The organism is Type-A symbiont of Plautia stali (assembly GCF_059731155.1).
Window position 1 is genome coordinate 3104099 of sequence record NZ_AP035891.1, and the last position, 25514, is coordinate 3129612.

General features: G+C 59.2%; 16 protein-coding genes and 11 pseudogenes. 10 read left to right on the forward strand and 17 right to left on the reverse strand.

Annotation, left to right across the window (positions count from 1 at the left end):
- Positions 1–32: 32 nt before the first annotated feature.
- Positions 33–1103, reverse strand: a complete 1071-nt coding sequence (gene queA, locus AC6I8M_RS16400) for a tRNA preQ1(34) S-adenosylmethionine ribosyltransferase-isomerase QueA (protein WP_010618344.1) — start codon at positions 1101–1103, stop codon at positions 33–35.
- A gap of 104 nt (positions 1104–1207) precedes the next feature.
- Between queA and AC6I8M_RS16405 the strand changes: the two are divergent.
- From AC6I8M_RS16405 to AC6I8M_RS16420, 4 genes and pseudogenes are all read left to right on the forward strand, one after another.
- Positions 1208–2458: pseudogene (locus tag AC6I8M_RS16405) on the forward strand (ACP phosphodiesterase).
- Between the two features lie 277 nt (positions 2459–2735).
- The gene (locus AC6I8M_RS16410) at positions 2736–2993 is read left to right on the forward strand and encodes an acyltransferase family protein (RefSeq protein WP_318285159.1); all 258 of its coding nucleotides are present in this window, start codon (positions 2736–2738) and stop codon (positions 2991–2993) included.
- On the forward strand, positions 2987–3523 hold the full coding sequence (locus tag AC6I8M_RS16415; RefSeq protein ID WP_022548874.1) for a hypothetical protein: 537 nt from the start codon (positions 2987–2989) through the stop codon (positions 3521–3523). The genes AC6I8M_RS16410 and AC6I8M_RS16415 overlap by 7 nt, the downstream gene beginning before the upstream one ends.
- Entirely contained in the window at positions 3418–4227 is an 810-nt protein-coding gene (locus tag AC6I8M_RS16420; RefSeq protein ID WP_022548873.1) for an SGNH hydrolase domain-containing protein, read from the forward strand. The genes AC6I8M_RS16415 and AC6I8M_RS16420 overlap by 106 nt, the downstream gene beginning before the upstream one ends.
- 42 nt (positions 4228–4269) lie before the next feature.
- Here the strand turns inward: AC6I8M_RS16420 and proY are convergent.
- The 6 genes and pseudogenes from proY to phoB all read right to left on the reverse strand — a co-directional run bounded on the left by proY (position 4270) and on the right by phoB (position 11618).
- Positions 4270–5608, reverse strand: a pseudogene (gene proY, locus AC6I8M_RS16425) (proline-specific permease ProY).
- A 69-nt stretch (positions 5609–5677) separates the two neighbouring features.
- Positions 5678–6997: a branched-chain amino acid transport system II carrier protein gene (gene brnQ, locus AC6I8M_RS16430; RefSeq protein WP_010616592.1), complete on the reverse strand. Its 1320-nt coding sequence runs from the start codon at positions 6995–6997 to the stop codon at positions 5678–5680.
- A gap of 402 nt (positions 6998–7399) precedes the next feature.
- Positions 7400–8506 (reverse strand): annotated as a pseudogene (locus tag AC6I8M_RS16435) (cobalamin-independent methionine synthase II family protein).
- A gap of 165 nt (positions 8507–8671) precedes the next feature.
- Positions 8672–9581, reverse strand: a pseudogene (locus tag AC6I8M_RS16440) (PstS family phosphate ABC transporter substrate-binding protein).
- Positions 9582–9599: 18 nt separating this feature from the next.
- Positions 9600–10913 carry a phosphate regulon sensor histidine kinase PhoR gene (gene phoR, locus AC6I8M_RS16445; RefSeq protein WP_010616588.1) on the reverse strand — a complete coding sequence of 438 codons (1314 nt, stop codon included), beginning with the start codon at positions 10911–10913 and terminating at the stop codon, positions 9600–9602.
- Between the two features lie 15 nt (positions 10914–10928).
- Complete coding sequence (gene phoB / locus AC6I8M_RS16450) at positions 10929–11618, reverse strand: phosphate response regulator transcription factor PhoB (protein WP_010616587.1); 690 nt, start codon at positions 11616–11618, stop codon at positions 10929–10931.
- Between the two features lie 197 nt (positions 11619–11815).
- Between phoB and sbcD the strand changes: the two genes are divergently transcribed.
- The 3 genes and pseudogenes from sbcD (at position 11816) to AC6I8M_RS16465 (ending at position 14701) form a co-directional block, all read left to right on the forward strand.
- A complete protein-coding gene (sbcD, locus tag AC6I8M_RS16455) occupies positions 11816–12214 on the forward strand; it encodes an exonuclease subunit SbcD (protein WP_498013509.1) in 399 nt (132 codons plus the stop codon).
- Positions 12142–12831 (forward strand): annotated as a pseudogene (locus tag AC6I8M_RS16460) (exonuclease SbcCD subunit D C-terminal domain-containing protein). Before sbcD ends, AC6I8M_RS16460 begins: the two are co-directional and overlap by 73 nt.
- Positions 12828–14701: pseudogene (locus AC6I8M_RS16465) on the forward strand (AAA family ATPase). The pseudogenes AC6I8M_RS16460 and AC6I8M_RS16465 overlap by 4 nt, the downstream one beginning before the upstream one ends.
- A 45-nt stretch (positions 14702–14746) precedes the next feature.
- Here the strand turns inward: AC6I8M_RS16465 and AC6I8M_RS16470 are convergent.
- From AC6I8M_RS16470 to AC6I8M_RS16480, 3 genes are read right to left on the reverse strand one after another with little or no spacing between them, the layout of a single operon-like run.
- Positions 14747–15403, reverse strand: coding sequence for a DUF799 domain-containing protein (locus tag AC6I8M_RS16470; RefSeq protein WP_010616586.1), 657 nt, complete (start codon positions 15401–15403; stop codon positions 14747–14749).
- A complete protein-coding gene (locus AC6I8M_RS16475) occupies positions 15400–15756 on the reverse strand; it encodes a DUF4810 domain-containing protein (RefSeq protein WP_010616585.1) in 357 nt (118 codons plus the stop codon). Before AC6I8M_RS16475 ends, AC6I8M_RS16470 begins: the two co-directional genes overlap by 4 nt.
- A gap of 11 nt (positions 15757–15767) precedes the next feature.
- Positions 15768–16445 (reverse strand): CsgG/HfaB family protein, encoded by a 678-nt coding sequence (locus AC6I8M_RS16480; protein ID WP_010616584.1) that lies wholly within the window; start codon positions 16443–16445, stop codon positions 15768–15770.
- A 203-nt stretch (positions 16446–16648) separates the two neighbouring features.
- Between AC6I8M_RS16480 and AC6I8M_RS16485 the strand changes: the two genes are divergently transcribed.
- Positions 16649–16990 carry a cell envelope integrity TolA C-terminal domain-containing protein gene (locus AC6I8M_RS16485; protein ID WP_010616583.1) on the forward strand — a complete coding sequence of 114 codons (342 nt, stop codon included), beginning with the start codon at positions 16649–16651 and terminating at the stop codon, positions 16988–16990.
- Here AC6I8M_RS16485 and qhpR read toward each other — a convergent pair.
- Together qhpR and AC6I8M_RS16495 are read right to left on the reverse strand one after the other, a co-directional pair.
- A pseudogene (gene qhpR / locus AC6I8M_RS16490) lies at positions 16915–18053 on the reverse strand (AraC-like transcriptional regulator QhpR). The gene AC6I8M_RS16485 and the pseudogene qhpR sit on opposite strands and share 76 nt — an antisense overlap.
- A gap of 229 nt (positions 18054–18282) precedes the next feature.
- The gene (locus AC6I8M_RS16495) at positions 18283–19287 is read right to left on the reverse strand and encodes a phosphotransferase enzyme family protein (protein WP_010616581.1); all 1005 of its coding nucleotides are present in this window, start codon (positions 19285–19287) and stop codon (positions 18283–18285) included.
- 267 nt (positions 19288–19554) lie between these two features.
- On the opposite strand from AC6I8M_RS16495, the pseudogene eat reads away from it, so the two are divergent.
- A pseudogene (gene eat / locus AC6I8M_RS16500) lies at positions 19555–20919 on the forward strand (ethanolamine permease).
- 95 nt (positions 20920–21014) lie between these two features.
- Here eat and mak read toward each other — a convergent pair.
- Entirely contained in the window at positions 21015–21926 is a 912-nt protein-coding gene (mak, locus tag AC6I8M_RS16505) for a fructokinase (RefSeq protein ID WP_010616579.1), read from the reverse strand.
- A gap of 147 nt (positions 21927–22073) precedes the next feature.
- Here mak and rdgC point away from each other — a divergent pair, with 147 nt between their 5' ends.
- On the forward strand, positions 22074–22985 hold the full coding sequence (rdgC, locus tag AC6I8M_RS16510; RefSeq protein WP_010616578.1) for a recombination-associated protein RdgC: 912 nt from the start codon (positions 22074–22076) through the stop codon (positions 22983–22985).
- 173 nt (positions 22986–23158) lie between these two features.
- Here the strand turns inward: rdgC and ppnP are convergent, their stop codons facing one another.
- From ppnP to AC6I8M_RS16530, 4 genes and pseudogenes are all read right to left on the reverse strand, one after another.
- Entirely contained in the window at positions 23159–23443 is a 285-nt protein-coding gene (gene ppnP / locus AC6I8M_RS16515; RefSeq protein WP_010616577.1) for a pyrimidine/purine nucleoside phosphorylase, read from the reverse strand.
- Between the two features lie 104 nt (positions 23444–23547).
- Positions 23548–24224 (reverse strand): annotated as a pseudogene (locus tag AC6I8M_RS16520) (AroM family protein).
- A 2-nt stretch (positions 24225–24226) separates the two neighbouring features.
- A pseudogene (locus tag AC6I8M_RS16525) lies at positions 24227–24986 on the reverse strand (DUF1177 domain-containing protein); the annotation flags it as partial.
- Positions 24979–25266 (reverse strand): annotated as a pseudogene (locus tag AC6I8M_RS16530) (helix-turn-helix domain-containing protein); the annotation flags it as partial. The pseudogenes AC6I8M_RS16530 and AC6I8M_RS16525, both read right to left, overlap by 8 nt.
- Positions 25267–25514 lie beyond the last annotated feature (248 nt).

The following is a 25514-nucleotide window of genomic DNA, read 5'->3' on the forward strand; positions in this document are numbered from 1 at the left end:
TCTTTCGATAATCAGAGAAACAGTCTGATTACTCAGCCACCAACGATTTCGTCGGGAGCCTGTGGATTACGGGTGATGTACATGGCATCCCCGTAGCTAAAGAAACGGTACTGCTCCGCCACCGCGCTCTGATAAGCCGCCATGGTGTGTTGATAACCGGCAAACGCCGAGACCAGCATAATCAGTGTCGATTCCGGCAGGTGGAAGTTGGTGATCAGCGCATCAATTACCTGATAGTGATAGCCTGGATAGATAAAGATCTGCGTATCATCAAAAAACGGCGCGATCAGCCCATCCTGGCAGGCCTGCGCTGCGCTCTCCAGCGAACGCACCGAGGTGGTGCCCACCGCCACCACTTTGTTACCGCGCGCTTTGCACGCCTGCACCGCGTCCACCACGTCCTGCGGCACTTCGGCATATTCAGAGTGCATGATGTGATCGTTGATGTTCTCTACGCGCACCGGCTGGAAGGTGCTAGCGCCGACGTGCAGCGTAACAAACGCCATCTCCACGCCTTTCGCCTTCAGCGCCGCCAGCAGCGGCTCATCGAAGTGCAGACCGGCGGTCGGGGCTGCCACCGCGCCGGGGCGCGCGCTGTATACCGTCTGGTACAGCTCGCGGTCAGCTTCCTCATCCGGACGATCGATGTACGGCGGCAGCGGCATATGGCCGACGCTGTTCAGGATATCCAGCACCGCGCGATCGTCCGCAAACTCGATTTCGAACAGCGCATCGTGGCGCGCCACCATGGTGGCTTTGACGCTTTCGTCGTCGCCCAGCAGTAATTCGGCACCCGGCTTCGGCGCTTTGGAGGCGCGCACGTGCGCCAGCACACGTTTGTCATCCAGCATGCGCTCAACCAGCATCTCAATTTTGCCGCCGCTGGCTTTACGGCCATAGACGCGCGCCGGAATCACCCGGGTATTATTGAACACCAGCAGATCGCCCGGATTGAGCTTATCCAGCACATCAGTAAACACGCCATGGTTCAGCGCCCCGCTCGGGCCATCCAGCGACAGCAGACGACATCCGCTGCGCTGCGCCTGCGGATAGTGGGCGATCAAAGATTCTGGTAATTCAAAGGCAAAATCAGCTACACGCATGCATCACTTCTTCAGGACTCAAAAAACAGGCGGCATAGTTTAGCGGAAAAGTGGGCAATTCTGAACAACTGGCTGCGCCGGTGTGATTCTATCTATAATGCGCCATGAACTTTCTTGCTCACCTTCACCTTGCACCCCTGGCCGACAGCTTACTGCTGGGTAATCTGCTGGCCGACTTCGTGCGCGGCAACGTTGAGGCGCAGTGGCCGCAGCCGGTGGTGGCCGGTATTGCCCTGCACCGGCGCATTGATGTGCTGACCGATAACCTGCCGGAAGTGCGCAGCGCGCGTCAGCTGTTCCGCGCCTGGCCGCGCTGGCGCAGCGCCGACGGCGAACTCACCGCACACGGTTATGCAGCGGTAGTGAATAAAGGTCGCTGGCAGGCTGAACACTATCGTCAGCTCGGCCTGCTGCGCGCCGGCTGTCCCGATGCCGGGCAAATCTACGTGCGCGCCAGTCCGCTGCAGCGCACCCGCGCCACGGCGCAGGCGCTGCTGCAGGGCGCCTTTCCCGGCTGCGATGTGGTAGTTCATCACGTCGCGGGGACGGTCGATCCACTGTTTCAGAGCGAAAAACTGCCGTTCGGCCAAACTGATGCTGCCACGGAGCGGGCAGCGGTCGCGGCGCGCGCCGGCGATCTCGCCGCACTGCAGCAGCTCAGGCAGGCGGTGTGCGCCGCAAATTGCCCGTTCTTTGATCGCCCCTGGCAGCTGAAGCAGAGTAAAAACGGCCATACCTACGTGCAGGGTTTCAGCGTGCTGGCCAGCATGGCAGAAACCTTACGGCTCGGCTAGAGCGAAAATCTGCCGTTCAGCCAGCTGACGTGGTGCAACAACACCCGGGCGCAGCAGATCAGCGCCCTGCTGCCGCTGCTAACCGCCAATTACGATCTGAGTAATGATGTGCCGTATATCGCGCAAAAGCGTGCGTCGATTCTGCTGGACGCGGTGGTCCGCAACCTGCAGGACGATGCGGCGACGCCCTCCACCCGCTGGCTGCTGCTGGTGGCACACGATACCAATATCGCCATGCTGCGCACGCTGATCGGCTTTAGCTGGCAACTGCCCGGCTACGCGCGCGGTAATATTCCGCCCGGCAGCAGCCTGGTGTTCGAGCGCTGACGCGATAACCAGACGCAAACGCTGCTGCTGCGCGTCTATTTTCAGGCGCAAAGTCTGGATGCGCTGCGCCAGCTAACGCCGATTGATCGGCAGCACCCGCTGCTGCGCCAGGAGTGGCATCAGCAAAACTGTCGCCAGACGGCGGTGGGCACGCTGTGTCCTTATCAATCGACGCTCGATAGCTGGCGCGCCGCCATTGATCAGCGTGCGGTAATCCCTGTGCACTATCCCTGACGCCGGCCGCCGGGTTAAGCCAGACAGATTACGCAGGCTTATTCCTGCAGCGAAATTACAGAAATAAATTGCAAGCTGCTGTGCAGGTTTATCTGAGACTTTTCTTTTTTTTCCCTTAAAAGCGTTAACGCTGAAAAACTGCGATATGCTGCACGGGTCAATCATCCCTTAGTAATACCTTTCTCTTTTTACTTTTTTTCGGCGACAGGATGCGCCGAGCTATTTTTACCCGCAGTAATAAAATCGCAAATTAACATTGAATAACTGGGATCCTGTTATGTCTGTACCTGTCTCGCTGCGCTATCGACCGGATATCGATGGTCTGCGCGCTGTCGCCATTATATTGGTTGTGCTTTTCCACTGCGGCGTCAGCGCAGTGCCGGGCGGCTTTATTGGCGTCGATATTTTTTTCGTTATTTCCGGCTTTTTAATTGGCGGTATATCAGTAAAAAAATTACCGCCGGCACCTTCTCGTTTTATCAGTTTTATTTACGCCACATCCGGCGAATTGCACCCGCACTGTTTTTTATGCTGATGGTGTTGCTGCTGCTCGGTTATCTGCTGTTATCACCGCTGGAATTAAGCCAGCTGGCAAAATACAGCATGGCGGTGTTTCTCTCGGTGCCCAATATGCTGTTACTGAAGAGCGGCGACTATTTCAGTGCAGATGCCGATCTCAATCCGCTCCTGATGACCTGGTCGCTGGGCATTGAGGAGCAGTTCTATATCGTGCTGCCGTTTATTCTGCTGCTGGCCGTGCGGCTGCGGCGCACAATGACGGGCGTGGTGCTACTTGCTCAGCCTGCTGTCGCTGGCCGGCTGCCTGTGGTTAACGCCCCTCTCCAGCACTCAGGCGTTTTATCTGCTGCCAACCCGCGCCTGGGAACTGGGTGCCGGCGTGCTGCTGGCGCTGTGGCAACCCCGACCAGTCACCGGCCGGCTGGCCAGCCTCTGTCATCTTGCTGGCTGGCGCTGCTGCCGGTGCTGGCGGCCTGTCTGATGATCGGTGCGCGCAGCCCGCCCGCCATGCGCATTGTCAGCCGCAGAGTGACACACCGGCGATAGCGCTGATTGGCGACAGCCATGCCGCCGCGCTGGCGGCTAACGTCGCCGATGACGCCCGGCGGCAGCAGAAACCGCTGTTTCAGCTGACCAAAGCCTCCTGCCCTTTCCTGCTTGACGCCACGCGCGCAATACCGCAAAAACCGCAGCATGCACAGCAGTGCCTCGATTTTAATCAACGGGTTTTGCCGATCATCCTGAGCGATAAAATAGACGAAGTGGTGATCAGCGCGTTCTGGGCGGCGGGCCTCAGTGAGCAGCCGGGCAGCGGATTCCGCAGTCTCCGCGATCCGGCGCAGGACAATCTGCAGGCGCTGAAAAGCGACTTGGATACTGTGGTGGCGCAGCTACTGGCGGCGGGAAAAAAGATCACCCTGATTGACGATGTGCCGACCATCACGCTCGATCCGCTGCGCTACAGCCATAACCGCAATATGCCGCTGCGCCGCACCCTGAACAGCTGGCTCAGCGCGCAGGATGGCGCGGCGCTGGCGGCGGAACGCACGCAGCAGTTGCAGATGCCAAACGCATCGGTGGCAGACCTGTTGAAGTATTATCAGCAGCGCGGCGTGCGGGTGTTGTCACTGCAGGAGACGTTATGTAATGCGCAGGGTTGTCTGGTCACTCATCAGGGCATGCCGCTCTGGTACGACAACAATCACCTGAATCCATACGGCGGAGAGATGGCGCTGGGGAAAAACTGGTAATGCACAGCGGGCGAAGTCTCGCTTCGCCCGCTGTAAAGTCACTTACGCTTTACGTTTCTTCGCCAGCGGCCACGCCAGCAGCAGCAGAACAATCCACGCAAACCCGACGTACAGCGAGATACGCGTATCCGGGAAGTAGCCAATCAGCGCGATAATAAAGGCAAGGAACAGTACCCCCACCCACGCCGTAGCGCTGCCGCCCGGCAGAGCAAACTGCAGCTTACCGGCCTGCTCTTTGCCGATTTTGTGGCGGAACGCGATCTGCGACAGCAAAATCATAATCCAGACCCACACGGTGGCAAACGTCGCCAGCGAGGCAATCACTAGGAACACTTTTTCCGGCATCAGATAGTTGAGGTACACCGCCACCAGCATGGCAAGCATCATCACCAGCACCGTGACCCACGGAATGCCGCGAGTCGACACCTTCATGAACATCTTCGGCGCATGCCCCTGCTGCGCCATACCGTGCAGCATGCGGCCGACGCCAAACACATCGCTGTTAATCGCCGACAGCGAGGCAGTCAGCACCACAAAGTTCAGAATGGAGGCGGCGGCGGCGATGCCGAGGTGCTGGAAAGTCAGCACGAACGGGCTGCCTGCGGTGCCGACTTGGTTCCAGGGATAGATCGACATGATCACAAACAGCGTGCCGACATAGAACACCAGAATGCGCAGCGGTACGGAGTTAATGGCGCGCGGGATCGATTTCGCCAGCGGTAATACCAATAATCTCAATGCCGCCGTAGGCGAACATCACCATCTGCAGCGACAGCAGCATGCCGACGATACCGTGGGCAAAGAAGCCGCCGTTGGTCCACAGGTTATGGATGCCGGTCGGCTGACCGCCGTTGCCGATGCCCCAGAAAATCATGCCGAAACCGGCCACGATCATGATGATGATGGTGGCGACTTTGAAGAAGGAGAACCAGAACTCCACTTCGCCAAACACCTTAACGCTCATCAGGTTGATGGCGCCGATGATCAGCACCACCGACAGCACCCAAATCCAGTGTGGCACGTCCGGGAACCACACACCCATGTAGATACCAAAAGCCGTGACGTCGGCGATCGCCACAATCAGGATTTCAAAGCAGTACGTCCAGCCGGTGATATAGCCCGCCAGCGGTCCGAGGTAATCCTGCGCGTAGCGTGAAAACGAGCTGGCCTGCGGATTGTTAACCGACATATCACCCAGCGCACGCATGATGATATACGCCACGGCGCCGCCGGTGATGTAGGCCAGCAGTACGCTGGGGCCTGCCATTTTGATGGCATCTGCCGAGCCGTAAAACAGCCCGGTGCCGATCGCCGATCCCAGCGCCATAAAACGGATGTGGCGCGTGCTCAGTCCGCGTTTGAGCTTATTGGTTTCTTGCATAACAAACAGTACCTGTGGAAATGAAAAAACCACGGGCAAGCCCGTGGTCGGAATTAATAGCGACGTCGCTTACTGGTGAACGGCAACCTGCTCACGTCCTTTCACCCGGTCAACTACCGCAGCAATCACCAGCATCGCCAGCGACGGCGGCAGCCAGGAGAGTCCCTGATCGGCCAGCGGCAGATGCTGGCTAAACAGCGGCAGCGCATCTTTAAAGCTGGTGGTTTTGATGGCGTCGACGATACCAAACAGCAGGCTGATCAGCATGGTTGGCGCAATGATGCGCGTGCTGCGATTCCACCAGCTCAGGGTAAAGCTCAGTACCACCAGTACGATGCACGGCGGATAGATAGCCGTCAGCACCGGAATCGAAATCTGAATCAGGTGGCTGAGACCGAGGTTCGACACCAGCATGGCGAACAGGCCGAGAATAAACACCAGCGCTTTATACGACAACGGCAGGTATTGCGCAAAGAATTCTGCGCAGGCGCAGGTCAGGCCCACAGCCGTAACCATACAGGCGACGAAGATCAGCGCAGCGAGGAAGACACTGCCCATGCCGCCGAAGGTCTGCTGCACGTAAGCATGCAGAATCGAGGCGCCGTTAGCGTTCTGATCGACAAGCGCGCCGCTGCCGGAGCCCAGTTTGAACAGGCTGAGGTACACCAGCGTCAGACCGACACCGGCGATCACGCCGGCCAGCATGGTATAGCGCGTCAGCAGTTTGCTGTCTTCAACGCCACGTGAACGCGCCGCATTGACGATGACGATACCGAACACCAGCGCGCCGAGCGTATCCATGGTCAGATAGCCGTTCACGAAACCGCTGGAGAAGACCGCGCGCTGGTAGTCAGCGGTGGCCGGCGAAATGCCGCCAGCCGGCCACAGCAGCGCCGCGACGCCCAGAATGGTCAGCGCGACAATTTTCAGCGGCGCGAGGAAGTGGCCGACGGTGTCCAGCAGCTTGCCCGGATAGAGCGAAATGCCAATCACCAGCGCGAAGTACACCATGCTATAGATAAACAGTGGCAGCGGGCCGTCGCCGGTCAGCGGCGCAATCCCGACTTCAAATGAAACGGTCGCGGTGCGCGGCGTGGCAAACAGTGGGCCGACAGCGAGATAGCACACGGTGGCGAGCAGCAGACCGGCCGCTTTACCAATCGGTGAGCTGAGCGCATCAATACCGCCGCCGACGCGCGCCAGCGCGATCACGGTGATCACCGGCAAACCAACCGCGGTGATCAGGAAGCCGAACGCGGCAATCCAGACATGTTCACCAGACTGAATACCGACCATAGGCGGGAAAATGATGTTTCCTGCGCCAACGAACAGGGCAAAGGTCATGAAGCCCAGCGCCAGGATATCCCTGGAGGTTAAACGATGTATCATAAACTTCTGTACTGCCTGTAGCTGATGTTGCGGTGGAAGTTGGGTTTGTGTTGTCCCCTGAATGCGCGAAAACAATGGCTTAACTGGCTTGACCAGTGCGTTATGCGGGCCGAATCGCTACAGCGCAGGTGATTTAAACTGCTTTTCTTCTGTTCACAGAGGGATGAATTGACAACGGCGCAAATTAAAACGTTTATAGCGAAGAAAGGCAATACGGGATCGGAAAACCAGAAGGATATAACAGGAAAGCGTCAGAACGCAGTGGATAAGCAGGAAATAGTCGGAAAACACCTGAGATGATTTGCTTAAAGTTTCTGCAAAGCGGGCGATCTCCTTGCAGAAACCGCCGCAGAGATGCACAAAAGGCGCGCTTTACGCGCCTGTTTGCACAACTTTACAGCATCACCACACCTGTTGTGCGATATCGACAACCAGACGAATCTTCTGCCACTGCTGCGCTTCGGTCAGGCTGTTGCCCTCTTCCGTTGACGCAAAGCCACACTGCGGGCTGAGGCAAATCTGGTCGAGGCTGACAAACTGCGCCGCTTCCTGCAGGCGCGCCTTCACCTGTGCAGCGTCTTCCAGTTCGCCGGTTTTGGTGGTGATCAGCCCTAATACCACCTGCTGATGACCCGGTTTGATGAAACGCAGCGGCTCAAAGCCACCGGAGCGCGCGTTATCGTACTCTAGGAAAAACGCGTCGATGTTCACGCTGCCAAACAGAATTTCCGCCACCGGCTCGTAGCCGCCTTCCGAGATCCAGGTCGAGCGGAAGTTACCGCGACATACGTGCAGGCCGACGGTGAGATCCGCCGGTTTATCTTCCAGCGCGCGATTCAGCACCTGCGCATAAATGCGCGCCAGCTGTTGCGGATCTTCACCGCGCTCGCGAATTTGCTGCTGCTGTTCGCCTGAACACAGGTACGCCCACACGGTGTCATCCAGCTGCAGATAGCGGCAGCCAGCGTCGTAAAACGCCTTGATCGCCTCTTTGTAAGTCTGCGCCAGATCGGCGAAGTACTGCTCCAGATCCGGATACACCGTGGCATCAATCACTTTACGGCCGCCGCGGAAGTGCAGCACGCTCGGGATGGGAATGGTCATTTTCGCCACCGCATCGCCGGCCATGCTTTGCAGAAAGCGGAAATGGTCCAGCATCGGATGCTGTGGGTTAAAAGCGACTTTGCCGGTGACCTTCACGCCGTGCGCTTTGGTCTGCACGCCGTTGAACTGAATGCCCTGATCGGCCTCGAACAGCTCGACACCGTGCAGATGGCCAAAGAAATCAAAGTGCCACCAGGCGCGGCGGAATTAACCGTCGGTCACCACCTGCAGACCGTTGCCGCGCTGCTCCACCACCACCTAGCGAATCGCATCATCTTCTACCTGACGCAGCTGGTCGGCGCTGAGGGTGCCACTGGCGAACTGCTCGCGTGCCTGCTTAATGGCAGCGGGACGCAGAAAACTGCCGACGGTATCGGCGCGGAACGGGGCGGTATTGCGTTGCATATTCACTCCTGCACTGGCGCATAATTGCGTCAGGGTATAATTGCGTACGGTTACTTTTGGCCATCTGGATAGCTATATGTCCATAAGAGTGACATGCCGCCCTGCTGACAGCAATAGAAGAAAATTCAGGGGACGTGAAAAAAATTCATGATCGGTCAGCGTGAATTAGTTTTGCGCGATCTGGCTGTCGGACAGCGGCAGGTAGCCGGCCTCCGTTACGCGGCGCTGGCCCTGTGCAGAGAGCACCTGCTGCAGAAAGGCGGCGACCAGCGGCGGCAGCGGTTTGCCGGGCGCCTTGTTAACGTAAATATACAGCGGGCGCGACCACGGATAGCGGCCGCTGCGGATCGATTCGGCATCCGGCATGACGCTGTCGCCGCCGGCGGTGACGATCGGCAGGGTTTTCACGCCGCTCAGGTGAAAGTCAAAACTGGAATAGCCGATGCTGTTCGCCGTGCTGGCAACCGCCGCCTGCACCACCGCTGCCGAGCCGGGAAACTCCGCGACGTCGGCGCGGAAATCGCCGCGACACAGCGCCTGCTGCTTGAAGAAGCCCCCAGGTGCCGGAAGCGGAGTTACGGCCAAAACGCTGAATACTGCGCGTTGCCCAGTTCGCCGTATGCAGGCCAACATCGCCCCAGCGCTGCGGCACCTGCTGTGCGCCGCACAGGCGGGTCACGGAGAACAGCGCATCCAGCTGCGGCTGACTGATGTACGGCAGCGGATTGTCCTGATTGACCACTACCACCAGCGCATCCATTGCCACCGGAACCGCCAGCGGCGCATAGCCATAGCGCGCGATAAACAGCTGACACTCATCCACCTGCATCGGACGGCTCATGGCGCCAAGCTGAGCGGCCCCGGCAGCCAGCGCGGTCGGCGCCGTCGACGATCCCGCCGCCTGCACCTGCACATTGACGCCCGGCGACTGACGGCTGAAGTCTTCGCCCTACAGCGTCATCAGATAGCCCAGCGTGTCCGAGCCCACGCTGCTCAGGTTGCCGGTCAGCATGCTTTGTTGAGCCGTCGCCAGCATCGGGCACAGTAATAAAAGAGAGAGCAGCAGCGATTTCATCACAGAGTCCGGTGGCGTTTACTGCGCCACATTCTCGCGGATTCCGTTTGCCACAATCAAGCGCGGCGGCAGCACGAAGCGGAAGCAGGTTTCCTGATGCGGCACGCTGCTGATCTCCAGACGCGTGGTGTGGTGGCCGAGCGCATGCTTAACAATTGCCAGCCCCAGCCCGCTGCCGCCGGTGGCGCGCGAGCGCGCTTTATCCACGCGGTAGAAGCGTTCAGTCAGGCGCGGCAGATGCTCTTCGCTGATGCCGGGCCCGTTATCGCACACTTTAAATTCGGCGCCCTGTTTGGTGCGCAACCAGCTGATGTCGATGCGCGTGCCATCCGGCGTGTGGTTCACCGCGTTATACACCAGATTGGAAATCGCGCTGCGCAGCTGTTCATCATTGCCGAACACCTTCAGGTGCGGGTCGGTGTGGAAATGGATGCTGTGACGGCCCTGGCTGAGGGTTTCCGCCTCGCGCTGTAACAGCAGCAGCATGGTCGGCACATCCACCGTCTCTTTCAGGTCAATGGCGGGGGCCGCTTCGATGCGTGACAGCGTCAGCAGCTGCTTCACCAAGCTGTCCATGCGTCGCGTCTGCTCCTGCATGGTACTGAGCGCCTTGCTGCGGGTGCGCTCGTTCATCCCGGCATCGTCCATCATCTCCAGATAGCCCTGCAGCACCGTCAGCGGGGTACGCAGTTCATGGCTGACGTTGGCGAAGAAGTTACGCCGCGCCCCTTCCAGCTGGTGCATCTGGGTGACGTCACGCGCCACCATCAGCCACTGCCCTTCGCTGTAAGGCATGACGCGGAACTCCATGTGATGCTGATTATTGAGCACCAGCGTCAGCGGCTTGTTGAAGTCGCGCTGGCGGATATAGCGGGAGAATTCAGGGTAGCGCAGCAGGTTGAGGATATTCTGGCCGTTATCTTCCGGCCAGCGCAGCCCGAGATGCTGCTGGGCCAAGCCGTTACACCAGAAAATGGTGCCCTCTTCGGTGGTCAGCACCATCGCATCCGGCAGCGACTCAGCCCCGCTGCGAAAGCGTTTGATCAGATTTCCCAGCTCGCGCCGGCGGCGGCGATTGCGCAACTGCATTTGATACAGGCCGTAGAACAGCGGTTCCCAGCTGCCGCGCCCGGTAGGCGGCGTCATTGAACGATCGATCCACAGCCAGTGCGACAGCCGCATCAGATTTTTGAAGTGCCAAAACAGCACGCCGCACACGGCCAGTAACAGCCACCACGGCAGATAGCCAACCAGCAGCCCCAGCACCAGCGCAGGCAGACACACCAGCGCCAGCTCGGTCAGTAATCTCTTCCAGGAGAGTCGTTCCAGCACGGTAAAAGACTCCGTTTAGTAGCGGGCAGAGAAACGATACCCTGTTCCGCGAACGGTTTGTACCATGCGATCGTGGCCGGAAACTTCCAGTGCTTTACGTAAACGACGGATATGCACATCCACGGTGCGGTCTTCCACATACACGTTTGTGCCCCACACGTGATTCAGCAGCTGTTCGCGGCTGTATACGCGCTCCGGATGCGTCATAAAGAAGTGCAGCAGTTTGTATTCGGTCGGCCCCATTTCCAGCGGCGTGGTTTCGGACATCACGCGATGCGAGGAGGGATCGAGGCTCAGCCCCTGCATCTCAATCACCTCTTCCACCGCCATCGGTGAGATGCGGCGCATCACAGCTTTAATGCGCGCCATCAGCTCTTTGGGCGAGAACGGCTTGGTGATGTAATCATCAGCGCCTAGTTCCAGCCCGCGCACGCGATCTTCCTCTTCGCCGAGCGCCGTCAGCATCATCACCGGAATATCACGCGTCATGGCTTCACGCTTTAAATGTTTGATGAACTGAATGCCGCTGCCGCCGGGTAACATCCAGTCCAGCAGAATCAGATCGGGCCAGGGTTCGATCAGCTTGCCAATCGCGCTGTCGTAGTCCTCAGCCTCAATCGGTTGATAGTCGTTTTGTTCCAGCACGAAACATAACATTTCACGGATGGGAGCTTCGTCTTCCACAACCAAAATGCGCTTAGCCATTATTACTCCTGCGATTTTGACGGCATGTCACGGGGGTTTGCGGCGCCATTATGCGTCAGTTTTGTGACACTTTTATGAAAAACCCACCTCATGATATTCAGATAAAAAGCGCAATTGTGACAACCGGTTTCGCTTTTTTTTCATTGCGTTGTTAAGCGGTTATACTGCCGCTTTGCGATAGCAGGCACGGAGCACTCATGCGCATAATTCACACCGCTGACTGGCATCTCGGTCAGTTCTTTTACAGCAAAAGCCGCGCCGCCGAGCACCAGCAATTCCTCGACTGGCTGCTGGCCGCGATTTTGCAGCATCAGGTGGATGCGCTGATCGTCGCCGGCGACCTGTTTGATACCGGTTCGCCACCCAGCTACGCGCGCGAACTGTTTAACTGTTTCGTGGTGGCGCTGCAGCCCAGCGGCTGCCAGCTGATTGTGCTGGCCGGCAACCATGATTCGGTCGCGATAAGCAGCTATCGCTGCTGCAGGCGATTGAGCAGCACTATCACCACTGTTATGCCGCCGCCGTGGCGCAGCGCGAAGCGATGGGCAGCGCGCTGCCGATCATCGCCACCGGGCATCTCACCACCGTGGGCGTAAGCAAGAGCGATTCGGTACGTGATATCTATATCGGCACGCTGGACGCCTTTCCGGCGCAGGCCTTCCCGCCTGCCGACTACATTGCGCTGGGCGACATCCATCGTGCGCAGCGCATCGCCGACAGCGATCACATCCGCTACAGCGGTTCGCCGATTGCGCTCAGTTTTGATGAGCTGGGCCGCGAGAAAAGCGTGTTTCTGCTGGAGTTCAGTACGCGGCTGGAGTGCGTGACGCCGCTGGTCATTCCGTCGTTTCAGCCGATGCAGATGCTGAAAGGCGCCATGGCGGAGATTGAACAGCAGCTGACCGCGTTTCACGCGTATGAAGGCGATCTGCCGGTGTGGCTGGATATCGAAATCACCACTCAGGAGTACCTGAGCGACCTGCAGCGCCGCATCGAATAGCTTACCGACGCGCTGCCGGTTGAGGTGCTGCTGGTGCGCCGCAGCCGCGATCAGCGTCAGCGCAGCCTGGCGCGGCTGGAGAACGAAACCCTGAGCGAACTGAAAGTTGAAGAGGTATTTGCCCGCCGGCTGGCGCTGGAGGATGAACAGCGCGCGCAGTTAACGCAGCTGTTTCGCAGCACGCTGGCGACGCTGGAGGATCCGGGCGCATGAAAATTCTGACGCTGCGTTTTAAAAACCTCAACGCGCTGCGCGGAGAGTGGTTTATCGATTTCTGCCGCGAGTCGTTTGCCAGCAACGGGCTGTTCGCCATCACCGGCGCCACCGGCGCGGGTAAAACCACGCTGCTGGATGCCATCTGTCTGGCGCTCTATCACCAGACGCCGCGCCTTGGTGGCCTGTCGCAGAGCGAAAATCAGCTGATGACGCGTGACACCGCTGAGTGCTTGGCCGAAGTGGAGTTTGAGATCAAAGGTGAAGCCTGGCGCGCCTTCTGGAGCCAGAACTGCGCGCGCGACCTGGCGGAAGGTAAACTGCAGGCGCCGCGCGTCGAACTGGCGCGCGTGGCGGACAACCAGATCGTGGCCGATAAAGTCGGTGACAAGCTCAAAGCCATTGAAACTCTGTCCGGTCTCGATTTTGCCCGCTTCACACGTTCGATGATGCTGTCGCAGGGGCAGTTTGCCGCCTTCCTCAATGCCAAACCCGGCGAGCGCGCCGAGCTGCTGGAGGAGCTGACCGGCACCGAAATCTACGGCCACATCTCGATGCAGATCTACGAGCGCTGGCGTACGGCGCGCGCGGCACTCGACACGCTGCGCGCCCGCGCCGGTGCGGTGCTGTTGCTCGACGACGCCCGCCGCGCCGAACTGGCGCAGCAGCTGGACCAGCTCACCCGCACCGAACAAGACCTAAGCGAGCAGCTGGCGCAGGCCCAGCAGCAGCAGTGGCTGACGCAGCAGGCGTTGCAGGCTGCCGCCACGGCCTGGCAGCAGTCGGAAGGCGATCGCCAGCGGCTGGCGCGTGCTGAACCGGCGGAGAAGCTGCGCGACAAACTGCAGCAGCGCGAACAGCTGCAGCGTGACCAGCAGACACTGACCCAGCAGGCGCAGCAGTTACAGCAGCAACAGCAACAGGCGCAAGCGGCGCTGCAGCAGGGTGAAAGCCACTATCAGGCCGCACAGCAGGCGCGTGAACGCGCGCTGGCCGAACAGCAACAGCTGGAGACGCTGCTGAGCGAACAGGTGATCCCGCTCGATCAGCAGATCGCCAGCCGTGCACAGCAGCTTGAGCAGCAGCAGGCACTGCTGAGCGAACAACAAAAAACGCTGTTACTCAGCCAGCAGGCGCTGGACCAGCATCAGCAGCACACCGCTCTGCATGCCAGACTGGCGCAACGGCTGAACGATCACCAGCAGCAGCGCCCGGCCGCGCTCAGCGATGCCGATGCAGGCTCCATCGCCACCCGGCTCGAGCAGTTGCGCGTGGCGCTGCGTGACAATGCACGCCAGCAGGGCGAAGCGCAGCAGCAGTTGCACAGCGACACCCAGCAGCGTCAGCAGCAGCAAACGCTGCTGGCGCAGATCGCCGCTGACGAAGCGGAGCTGGCACAGCTGAGCCGCCTCAACGATCTGATTGGGTCGGCCAAAGGCGACAAGTTCCACCGCTTTGCTCAGGGCTTAACCCTCGATCATCTGGTGTGGCTGCAAACCGCCAGCTCGATCGCCTGCACGGCCGCTATTTATTGCAGCGCCGCGTCAGCGACGAACTGGAGCTGTAAGTAGTCGATACCTAGCAGGCCGATGCCACGCGCGACACGCGTACGCTGTCCGGCGGCGAGAGCTTCCTCGTCAGCCTCGCGCTGACGCTGTCCGATTTGGTCAGCCATAAAACGCGCATTGAATCGCTGCTCGACGAAGGCTTTGGCACGCTGGACACCGCGCTGGATGCGCTCAACGCCAGCGGGAAAACCATCAGCGTGATCAGTCATGTGGAAGCGATGAAAGAGCGCATCCCGGTGCAAATCCGGGTGCGTAAAATAAACGGGCTCGGCTACAGCAAACTGGAGCTGCCGGGCGAGTGATGCGTGAAGTGGCGCGGCGATCAGCTGATCGCCGCGCCAGCGAGATTAACGCGTAACCGGCGCTTTGTAGCGCGGACCGGCCAGCAGACCACCCTGCTCGTTCTGCGCTAACAGACGTGCGCTGGTGACACCGGCAATGGTGTGCGCTTTGTCGCCCACGTTGCTGGCGATCTGTTTGATCGCCGCCGATACTAGCATGCCAATGATGCCGCCGTTGTTGTTGTTGCTGTTCTCAGAATCATTCGCGGTGGCCATGCCCTGCCACAGCTCTTTACCGCTGCGCAGATCGACCAGACGGGCACTGGCCGAGACCGTGGTCACCGAATCAACCACCAGATAGCTGCTGCCGTAATCGGTAATCGAAATGTACAGTGCGCTGTCTGCGTTGAAGATGTCGTGCAAGCGCTTCGTGCTTACCGCCTGAATTTCATGCCCGTTGCTCAGGCCGTTCTGCTGGAAGGTCTCTTGCACCACCGCCACCGGGAAGACGTAGTAACCCGCTTCCGCCAGTGGCTGGGTCACCAGCGAGGTGAAGCTGTGCGACGCGTTGATATCCGGCGCACGGTTATCGGCAGGCAGCACCAGAATTGATGCTGGCTTACTGGCACGGAAGGCACTGTAGTCATAAGGTTTCTTATTCTGGGCACAGCCGGTCAGCAGCAGCGCCGCGAATACGCCGCACACGGCAATCAGTTTTTTCATTGGTTCACTCCTTTTTTCTTCATCAGAAAGTCCATGTACGGGGCCGATTCCGGAAACAGCTGCTTCTCGAGGGCGAACTGGCTGAAAGCTTTATCCGTATTGCCGTTTTTGGCGTACAGCAGGCCCAGCTGGGCGTGCAGGCCTGGTGCCACCGGCTTGTTCACCGCTTTGGCCTTTTCGATATCCAGATTCAGCGCATCAATCTGCTTCTGCGGATCGCTGTCTTTCTGGTAATAGCTGTACACCTGCTGCTGGTAATCACCCCAGTAGTAGATTGGCTCCGGTCCTTTTGGCGCACAGCCGGCCGGCACGCCTGCCGCGATCAGCGCGGCGCTCAGTTGCAGTAATTTCATCGTCAATATCCTTATTTCACCGGGCGCCATGCGCCGTTATTGATGCCATCCACCAAGTGGTCGACCGCTTCACGGATCGCCAGATCCATCACTTTGCCGTTCAGGGTAGAGTCATAGCTGGCGGTGCCGCCAAAGCCGATCACCTCACGCGCTGACAGCTGGTATTCACCCGCGCCCTGCAAGCTGTACACCACTTCTGAAATGGTCACATCTACCACATTCAGGTTCACTTTGGCGTAAGCGATCTGGCTTTTACCGCGCCCGAGGATGCCCCACAGCTGCTGGTCGCCCACTTCTTTGCGACCGAACTTGGTGATGTCACCGGTGATGATGTAGTTAGCGCCCTTGATGTTCTGCTGGCTGTGTTTGAAGCCGGCTTCCTGCTGCAGCTCTTTCAGGTTGCTGCGATCCAGCACGTTGAAGCGATTCGTCTGCTGCAGATGCGTAATCAGAATGGTTTTGGATTGGTTGCCCAGACGATCAACGCCGTCGGAGAAAATCCCATTCATGTATGACGGACGGTTATCAAACTGTCCCACCGCGATTGGGCTGCGCACGCCCTGATAAGCCGGCTGGCTTGCGGCGCGAACCTGAGGGGCGTCGATGGCGCGCGACGACTCGGTGGCACAGCCACTGAGCAGCGCGGCGCTTGACAAGGAGAGTGCCGCAAAGGCATATTTCTTCTGCATTTCTGGTCCATGAATAAAGGAAGGGATAACACCGCCACCAAGCGGCAAATTCTGGTTATGCCGACAGTCAGAGTAATGCCATAGCATTCCCTGCTGCGGTCTGTAGACTGTCGGCAGCAGCGCCAAGAATCTTTAGCGAAAATGCAGGCTTATTAATGAATTTAATTAATCGATTAGCGAGACTATCAGATGGGTTAGTCGTGATGGTGGGGCTCAGCGCCTGCCAGCAGGTGTCCGCGCCGGCCCCCAGCCTGGCCAATCAGTGCCAGCCGCAGGGCGATGCTGACAGCGCCGCCTGCCACTGGAGCGAAGCACTGCAGCAGCAGCTCAATAAGCAGTTTCACGATGCGGCGCGCTATGCCGGACAACAGTGCTGGGTGCGCCTGGAGTGGCAGAACAGTGGGCGCTACGCGGTGACGCAAACCCAAGGGGACGAAGCGCTGTGTTTGCGCGCGTGGCAGCTTATTGGTCAGTCGCGCGGCTTACCGCCTCCGCCGCAGCGCGACCAGCCAGCGTGGTTTGGCTTTGCGGCCACACCGGCCTGACTTACCAGCCCATCCTGACGCCACTGGCGCGGGCTGATGCCAAACCAGCGGCGGAAGGCGCGGGAGAAAGCGCTGACCTCGGAATAGCCGAGCAGCAGCGCCATCTCCGAGATGGGTAGCTGTCTCTGCTGCAGGTAGTGCGTGGCCATTTCGCACCGCACCTTAATCCACCAGCGCGCTAAAGCTGATGCCCTCTTCGCGCAGGCGTCGCTGCAGCGACCAGCTCGACAACCCCATTTTGCCGGCGATCTCCTCCAGTACCGGTTCGCCCTGAATGAGCGTCAGGCTAACTTGCGAACTCGCCTGTTCGACCACGCTCTGCACGCTGGCGCTGCTGTTGAGGCGGCGAATGGCATCCTGCATCACCATCAGCAGCATCGCATCCTGCTCCGGCATGGCGCGCTGCAGGTCGCGTTTCGGGATCAGCAGTGAGTTAAACAGCTGATCGAACCATACCGGCGCATCAAACATTTTGCAGTGCTCGTGCCACTGCTCCGGACGCGGATGTTCAAAGTGCACCTCGCGCGGCGCCCAGTTTTTGCCCGCCACGTGGCGAATCAGGTTGAGGAACATGCCGAGCGTCAGCTCCGCATCCTGACGGCGTGCCAGGATCGCCCCGTGGCGCACCTGATAATCGAGCCGCCAGCAGTCGCCCTTGTCCACCAGCCGCGTCAGCGTATCGTGCTGGAGCTAGGGAAACGCGTTCACCACATTGTGCATCGCCTGCTCCAGCGTCGGCGAGCACACACAGTCCGATGTAGCCAATTAACCCTAATGACTGCGGTTTGAACTGCCTGCCGTAATGCAAACCGAAGTTATCAAAGCCGGAGTGGCGCGCCGCTTCTTCCATCACGCGGCAATAGTTCACCAGCCTCAAGCTGAGCGTCGGGCTGGCCAGCAGTTCGGAATCGATACCGCTGATGCCAAAGATGCGATCGACATCGCCGCCTTTATCCGTAATAAAGTCGCTCAGACCGGTCGCCGCCGCGGCCAGAACGCCACGGTTGCTGGCGGGTGTGGCAAACGCGCTGAAGGCATCAGCAGCAGAGATGAGTGATTGCATGGGAACCTCTCAGGGATCGCGCGGATAACAGAATGAAGGGATCCAGCAATTTTCATACCAGCGTCACCCGGCGGGGCGCGGTGAAAGGCAATGCACCGCCTGGCCGCCGCTGGCGCGCTCCCGGCGGCGATCCGCGTCCCTGTCAGCGCGCCTGTGACGGCCGGCGCGCTTGATCCGCAGGCACCAGATTACGCCATCAGCGCGCGCCGCTGCCCTCTGCTGGTGCAGGTCACGCGCCTACCGGCAGCTGGCTGCTCTCAAGATAGCGACGGCACAGACGCACCGAATGGCTGGCCCAGTGCGGCCCGAGGCTGAGTGCCATCTCGGTATCGGCGTGCGTGCCCATCCACGCCGTCATCTGAATACGACGCTGAATCAGCAGCGTCGGCACCAGCGCCATCTCAGCATCGCTGATGTGCGCGACGCGTTCATAGCTGAGGATCCAGTTATCCACCGACTCCGCCGCTCGCGGATGGTGCTCGACGAAACTGATCGCGGCCGCCAGATCGTGCAGATACCAACCCATGCCGCAGTCGTCGAAGTCGATCACCCGGGTCTCGCCCTTGTGCAGCAGCAGGTTGGTCAGGCGCAGATCGGCGTGGATCAGGCCGTAGCGATCGCGCTCTTTACCAAATTCAGCCAGCGCCTGCCCGGCGCGATCCACCGCCGCCGCGATAATGCCGTGATCGGCCGGATCGAGATGAGGCGCATCCTGCCAGCGCCCCCAGTGGCTGTGCTCGCTGACCATGGTGTGATGATCACAGATAATGCGCTGAAAAAATTCGGGTTTCTGCCAGCTGCGGCTGTGCCGATGTAGGCGCGCGGTGATGGTACCGAGCTGCTGAAAGGCTTTGGGATCGACGTCAGTGGTCGGCATCTCGCCGTCAATCCAGTGGAACAGCACCGCATGACGCGTGCTGCCGTCCGCCAGCGTCAGCGTTAGCACGCTTTCACCGTCGCGCGCCGGAATCGCCTGCGGCACCATGATGCCGGTTTCGCGCAGCGCATCGAGCCACATCAGTTCACTGAGAATATCCGCTTTGCTGTGGTAATCCGGCCGGTGCAGGCGCAGCGCGTAGCGTTTGCCGCCGGCACGCAGCAGAAAGGTGGCGTTCTCCGAACGGCACAGCAATTGCAGCTCACCGTGCAGCGCGGCGGGATAGCAGGCCAGCGCACGTTGCGCCAGCAGGGTGATCTCGGCATCGGTCAGGGATTCGGCTTGTTTGGCGCTCATTCATCACTCTCCAGCATCAGTCTCTTTAAACCAGTGTTATCAGCATGGGATGAGGTCGTCCTGACTGCCTGACCGCAGAACAGCAAAAGTTGACCGCAGCGTACAGCTAGCGCTTTTTCTGGCAGCGAGTTGACCGCAGAGGACAAAACTCACTGCGCCTGCGTCAAGTTTTCCCGTCTCGGGCAGCGGCATTATCCCTTCACTGTAGCGAAAACCCACAATAGCGCGGTGCCAACGCCGCACAACAAGCATGACGGGGAGATGAAGATGACAGGCAAACTAAAACCCACGCTGGGCACCCTGCATTTATGGGGTATTGCGGTTGGACTGGTGATTTCCGGTGAGTATTTCGGCTGGAGCTATGGCTGGGGCGTGGCCGGGACGCTGGGATTCCTGATAACCACCGCGCTGATCGCCACGCTTTATACCTGCTTTATTTTTAGCTTTACCGAACTGACCACGGCGATTCCGCACGCTGGCGGGCCGTTCGCCTACAGCCGTCGGGCATTTGGCGAAACCGGTGGTCTGATTGCCGGTCTGGCGACGCTGATTGAGTTCGTATTCGCCCCGCCGGCCATAGCCATGGCGATTGGCGCCTATCTCAACGTGCAGTATCCCGATCTCAACCCCAAAACGGCGGCGGTCGGTGCTTATCTGTTGTTTATGGCGCTGAATATTCTCGGCGTGAAGCTGGCCGCGATGTTCGAACTGGTGGTGACGATGCTGGCAGTGCTGGAGCTGCTGGTGTTCATGGGCGTGGTATCGCCGGGTTTCAGCGTCGCTAACTTCGCCGCCAATGGCTGGGCCGGCAGCGATCATTTTGGCATGCCAGCGCTGTCCGGCATCTTTGCCGCCATTCCGTTCGCAATCTGGTTCTTCCTCACCATTGAAGGCGCGGCCATGGCGGCCGAAGAAGCCAAAGATCCGAAGCGCACCATTCCGAAAGCCTACATCAGCGGCATTCTTACCCTGGTGGTGCTGGCGATTGGCGTGATGCTGCTGGCCGGCGGCGCGGGCGACTGGCGCAAGCTGTCGGACATCAACGATCCGCTGCCGCAGGCGATGAAGATGATCGTCGGTGAGCACTCTAACTGGATGCATATGCTGGTGTGGATCGGCCTGTTTGGCCTGGTCGCCAGTTTCCACGGCATCATCCTTGGCTACTCGCGTCAGTTCTTTGCCCTGGCGCGCGCGGGCTATCTGCCGCCCAGCCTAGCGAAGCTGTCGCGCTTCCAGACGCCACACCGCGCTATCATCGCCGGCGGTGCGATCGGTATCGCCGCCATTTACAGCGACGGGCTGATCAATCGGCAGGGCATGACGCTGACGGCCGCGATGATCACCATGGCGGTGTTCGGCGCGATCGTGATGTACCTGATGAGTATGCTGAGCCTGTTTAAGCTGCGCCGCAGCGCACCGGATCTGGAGCGCAGCTTCCGTGCGCCGGACTACCCGCTGGTACCGGGCATAGCACTGGTGCTATCGCTGGTGTGTCTGGTGGCGATGCTGTGGTTCAACCCGGTAATCGGCGGATTGTTTGTGGCGATTATGGTGCTCGGCTACCTTTAATTCCTCGCCACCAAAGCCCAGCGCGAGCGCGCACCGCAGGATTCCATGCTGGTCGGCGAGTAAGGAACGCATTGCCCCTGCCGTGCGGCCTCCGCCGCCTCAGGCAACGGAGGCGGGTACACAGAGCCCTCTGTGTACCCGCCTCTTTCTGCCACATGTTACCCTTTCACCGGCCACAGCCAGGCGGCACCGCGTACGCCGCTGGAGTCACCGTGCACCGCTTTCAGCACCGGCGTTTCGCACTCGCGGCCGAACACCCACTGTTTCATCAGCGTCGGCACCGTCTGGTACAGCCGATCGTTGTTGCTCATGCCGCCGCCGAGCACGATCACATCCGGATCGAGCAGGTTGACCACCTGCGCCAGCGATTTGGCCAGACGCGTTTCATAACTGCTCATCGCCAGCTCGGCTACCGGATCCTGCTGTTCGATCAGCCGGATGATCTCCGCGCCCTTCAGCGCCTGTCCGCTGAGACGCTCATAATCAATGGCGAAGCCGGTGCCGGACACAAACGTCTCAATACAGCCCTGCAGCCCGCAGTAGCACGGCACTTCCGCGCGATAGCGCAGTTCGTCTTCATCCATCCATGGCAGTGGATTGTGCCCCCACTCACCTGCGTTACCGTTACCGCCAATGCGTGATTCTCCGTTGATGGCCACGCCCGCGCCGGAACCGGTGCCAATAATCACCGCAAACACCAGCGGCTGGCCTGCGCCTGCGCCATCAACCGCTTCGGAAACCGCCAAGCAATTCGCGTCGTTGGCGATGCGCACGTCACGATTCAGCGCACGCGCCAAATCTTTGTCCAGCGGCTGTCCGTTGAGCCACGTCGAGTTAGCATTTTTTACCCGCTGGGTATAAGGAGAAATCGTGCCGGGAATGCCGATGCCGACCGTTCCCTGCTGCCCGGTCTGCGCTTCCGCAAGCAGGACTAAATCGACAATCGCCTGCACCGTGGCGGCGTAGTCGTCACGCGGGGTATTCACGCGGTGGCGAAACAGCTCCTCGCCCTGGTCAGACAGCGCAATCACTTCAATTTTGGTGCCGCCTAAATCAATACCGATACGCACGATTTATTCCTCATTATTCGTTCAGGTGACAGATACAGTAGAAGGCTGAATCGGGAAAGGCAATGAAACCACTCCGATGTTTCGCTATCATGCGCGCTGACTGTTTTAGACTTGTGCGCTCGATCGCACCCACGGTAAGGAATCCTGATGTTGTGGTTTAAAAATATGATGGTTTATCGTCTGAATCGGGACATCCCGCTGTCCGCAGACGATCTGGAAAAACAGCTCGACGCCTTCACCTTCACGCCGTGCGGCAGCCAGGACATGGCCAAAACCGGCTGGGTCTCGCCGATGGGCAACCGCAGCGAAGCGCTGACGCATGTGATTAACGGTCAGATAGTGATCTGCGCCCGCACCGAGCAGAAAATTCTACCGTCGCCGGTGGTGAAGCAGGCGCTGGAAGCCAAAATTGAGAAGCTGGAAGCGGAACAGAGCCGCAAGCTGAAAAAGACTGAAAAGGATTCGCTGAAAGATGAAGTGCTGCACAGCCTGCTGCCGCGCGCCTTCAGCCGTTTCAGTCAGACCTTTATGTGGATCGACACCGTCAATAATCTGATCATCGTCGACTGCGCCAGTGCGAAGAAAGCGGAAGATACGCTGGCGCTGCTGCGTAAGAGCCTCGGCTCGCTGCCGGTGGTGCCGCTGACGCTGGAAAATCCGATCGAGCTGACGCTGACCGAATGGGTGCGCTCCGGTGAATTGCCGGCGGGTTTCACCCTGATGGACGAGGCTGAGCTGAAGGCGATGCTGGAAGATGGCGGCGTGATCCGCTGTAAAAAGCAGGATCTGGTTTCCGACGAGATCGCCACCCATATCGAAGCAGGTAAAGTGGTCACCAAACTGGCGCTCGACTGGCAGGAGCGTATTCAGCTGGTGATCGCCGATGATGTCTCGGTGAAGCGTCTGAAGTTCAGCGACACGCTGCGCGAGCAGAATGACGATATCGATCGCGATGATTTCGCCCAGCGTTTTAATGCCGATTTCATTCTGATGACCAGCGAGCTGGCGGCATTGATCAGCAATCTGGTGGAAGCGTTAGGCGGCGAAGCGCAGCGTTAAGCGGGCATCGCAGGCTGGAGGCATAGTACGGTCCAGCTGTAAAGCCGCAGTATGTTTAACGGTCGCCATGAATGGCGACCCTACGAATATGCCACACAACCTATGCCGGCCAATAAAAAACCGGTAACGCCGCACAGGCATTACAGGTTGATAACGGCAGGCTGCTTTAACGATTAAAGATAGCGGCACAAGTAAGACGTTGGCTCCGCCACCTGCAGATGGAATTCGCTGTGGCCCGGCACGTTAAATACCGATCCGGCTTCGTACCATTTCCACTCTGCTTCGCCCGGCAGCAGCACTTTCAGCGCGCCGCTCACTACCGTCATCTCTTCCGGCTGGCCGGTACCAAAGGTGTATTCGCCTTCCGCCATGACGCCAACGCTGGCCCGGCCAATGGTCACGCTGTCGAAACCAATGGATTTCACTTTTCCGTCGAAATACTCACTTACGTTGAGCATGTTACTTCCTCACAGCACATTAGGGTTACCGGCAGATTACAAGGGAACTCGCTGATCTGTCACGCGAATTAGCGCCGCCCGTCGCAAGTTGTGATCGGCCTCGATCAGACGATCAGTTCAGCCGCCAGTTTCTCCACCAGCACATTCGACAGCAGCACAGGAATGCCCAGCATTTTCTGCAGGAAATCGCGGTGTTTCTGGTGATAACCGATACAGTCGAGCACCACCACATCAGCGCCCTGCTCCTGCAGAGTAATCCGGCTTCAATCAGTTCGCTCTGCTGCGCCAAGTATGGGCTGGCGACCGCAAAACAGGGCGTGCTTTGCAGGTTACGCCATTTGCTGGCCTGCTCAGCGATCTGCTCCTCAACCGGCACCACGATGCCGATTTTGTGCGCCTGTACGATGGCGCTGACCAGCGGCGGAATGATGCGATCCGGCTCCAGCAGCAGCGCCGACGTGGTTTTTAGCGTGCCGAACTCACCGGTACACAGCAGCAGAATGGTGTCGTAACCCTGCTGCTCCAGCGCGGTAATTTTACGCTGCAGTCCCTGTTCGACGGTGGCCGCCGCCAGCCGTACCTGTTCGCCGCTGCTCATGCGCGAAACCAGCACTTTATCGCTTGGCGCGGGGGCGTATAACTGCTCCACTTCGGCCAGCGTCAGGCCATCCAGCAGACCGGTATGCGCGACAGCGTCGGCGGGCAAATGCTCCTGCAGCAGCGGCAAAATATCGCTACGCGGTGACTGGCCAATGGTTAAGGTTGCAAGCGACGGTTTCATCATCAGGCTTTCCGGCTGCGCAGGTGGCTGAGGCTACCATACAAAGATAGCAGCAGCGCGTACTCCTGCGAGTCATAAAACTGGCAGGTCTCACGGCCAAACTCTTTAGCCACTTCCACCGCAAAGCGCACGGCCGCCGCGATATCCACTTCATGGCTGGCGCCGGTGCCGCAGCCAGGCACCACGGATTGCGCACAAATCGCGACGCCCACCAACCGGCACATCGGTGGCGGTGGACGGTTGCAGGATGCTGTTGAGGTGATACACGCCGTTGCCGTAAGGCGTGATGTCCTGCGTAGTGATCGGGAACGTCACCGCAGGCTGACCGCTGGTCATCTCCATAGTGCGCAGCAGATCTTCCGACACGCGCAGGATGTAGCTCTCTTTCACCGTGGGTGACAGCGCATAGCCCTTATGGTTGAGGATGCGGTTTCCTTTAGTGGTATCGATAAAGAGAATCGCGTCGACCCCCTCAACCACTTCGTTGTCATTCATGGTGATGTCGTCGCAGGGCGAATCCATGAAGTCCACCGGCTCGTGCGGCCGGGTCGGCGCATCCGGACAAATATGCGTGGTTACGATCACGTCGCCGGCCAGCACGTCCTCTTTGGTCTGCATCTGTGCCACCTTCAGCGCGCTGCTCACCGCAGCAACCGCACCGTCGGCGTCGGACACCATGCCGATGCGCGTCGGACGCGCACCGATGCCGCCGAGACGGCCAATGATCCCCAGCGTCGGCGCGCTGCCGCCCCGGCTTTTGCCCTAGGCGCGCCATCGACGCTGACGCGCTGTCAATCAGCGGTGTCGAAAGATAGTGCCCGGTGACAGACAACAACACGCGGCCAATCTGAAAACAGCGGCTGTCGGGATCGCGCTCCAGTAAGCCTTCACTTTCCATGGTCGCCAGCAGGCGCGAGACGGTACTTTTCGGCAGTCCCAGCGCCTCCACCACCTCGGTAAAGGTCAGGCCGGGATGGCCCTGCGCCACGCCAAAGCGCTGAAACAGCTTAAGCACGGCGGCGGCATTTTCGAGTGTGGTTATGGTGCTGGTTTCACTATATGGAACTGAGTTCCTGTATCGATAACCCGAAAGTAAAACGCGACGGTTTATCGGTCAAGCGCAAATTTTGCACCGGACAAGACGCAGGCCATTTAAGGCAGCAGAAAATAAGGGCTAAAGGCAAAATAAAAAGACGTTATCAGGCAGGAGAGCGATTAAACAGAAAAGACGGCAACTTTTATCGCCGTAATTAGCGCATCAGAGAAAATAAAAAATCTATTTAGCGGCCG

What these genes read in the sequence shown, in the direction of transcription:
- phoB (WP_010616587.1), bottom strand. Translation starts at nt 11,618, where the DNA reads ATGGCTAAGCGCATTTTGGTTGTGGAAGACGAAGCTCCCATCCGTGAA.
- AC6I8M_RS16495 (WP_010616581.1), bottom strand. Translation starts at nt 19,287, where the DNA reads ATGAGCGCCAAACAAGCCGAATCCCTGACCGATGCCGAGATCACCCTG.
- AC6I8M_RS16415 (WP_022548874.1), top strand. Translation starts at nt 2,987, where the DNA reads ATGCTGATGGTGTTGCTGCTGCTCGGTTATCTGCTGTTATCACCGCTG.
- sbcD (WP_498013509.1), top strand. Translation starts at nt 11,816, where the DNA reads ATGCGCATAATTCACACCGCTGACTGGCATCTCGGTCAGTTCTTTTAC.
- queA (WP_010618344.1), bottom strand. Translation starts at nt 1,103, where the DNA reads ATGCGTGTAGCTGATTTTGCCTTTGAATTACCAGAATCTTTGATCGCC.
- AC6I8M_RS16410 (WP_318285159.1), top strand. Translation starts at nt 2,736, where the DNA reads ATGTCTGTACCTGTCTCGCTGCGCTATCGACCGGATATCGATGGTCTG.
- AC6I8M_RS16485 (WP_010616583.1), top strand. Translation starts at nt 16,649, where the DNA reads ATGGTGGGGCTCAGCGCCTGCCAGCAGGTGTCCGCGCCGGCCCCCAGC.
- AC6I8M_RS16470 (WP_010616586.1), bottom strand. Translation starts at nt 15,403, where the DNA reads ATGAAAAAACTGATTGCCGTGTGCGGCGTATTCGCGGCGCTGCTGCTG.
- AC6I8M_RS16480 (WP_010616584.1), bottom strand. Translation starts at nt 16,445, where the DNA reads ATGCAGAAGAAATATGCCTTTGCGGCACTCTCCTTGTCAAGCGCCGCG.
- AC6I8M_RS16475 (WP_010616585.1), bottom strand. Translation starts at nt 15,756, where the DNA reads ATGAAATTACTGCAACTGAGCGCCGCGCTGATCGCGGCAGGCGTGCCG.
- rdgC (WP_010616578.1), top strand. Translation starts at nt 22,074, where the DNA reads ATGTTGTGGTTTAAAAATATGATGGTTTATCGTCTGAATCGGGACATC.
- brnQ (WP_010616592.1), bottom strand. Translation starts at nt 6,997, where the DNA reads ATGATACATCGTTTAACCTCCAGGGATATCCTGGCGCTGGGCTTCATG.
- ppnP (WP_010616577.1), bottom strand. Translation starts at nt 23,443, where the DNA reads ATGCTCAACGTAAGTGAGTATTTCGACGGAAAAGTGAAATCCATTGGT.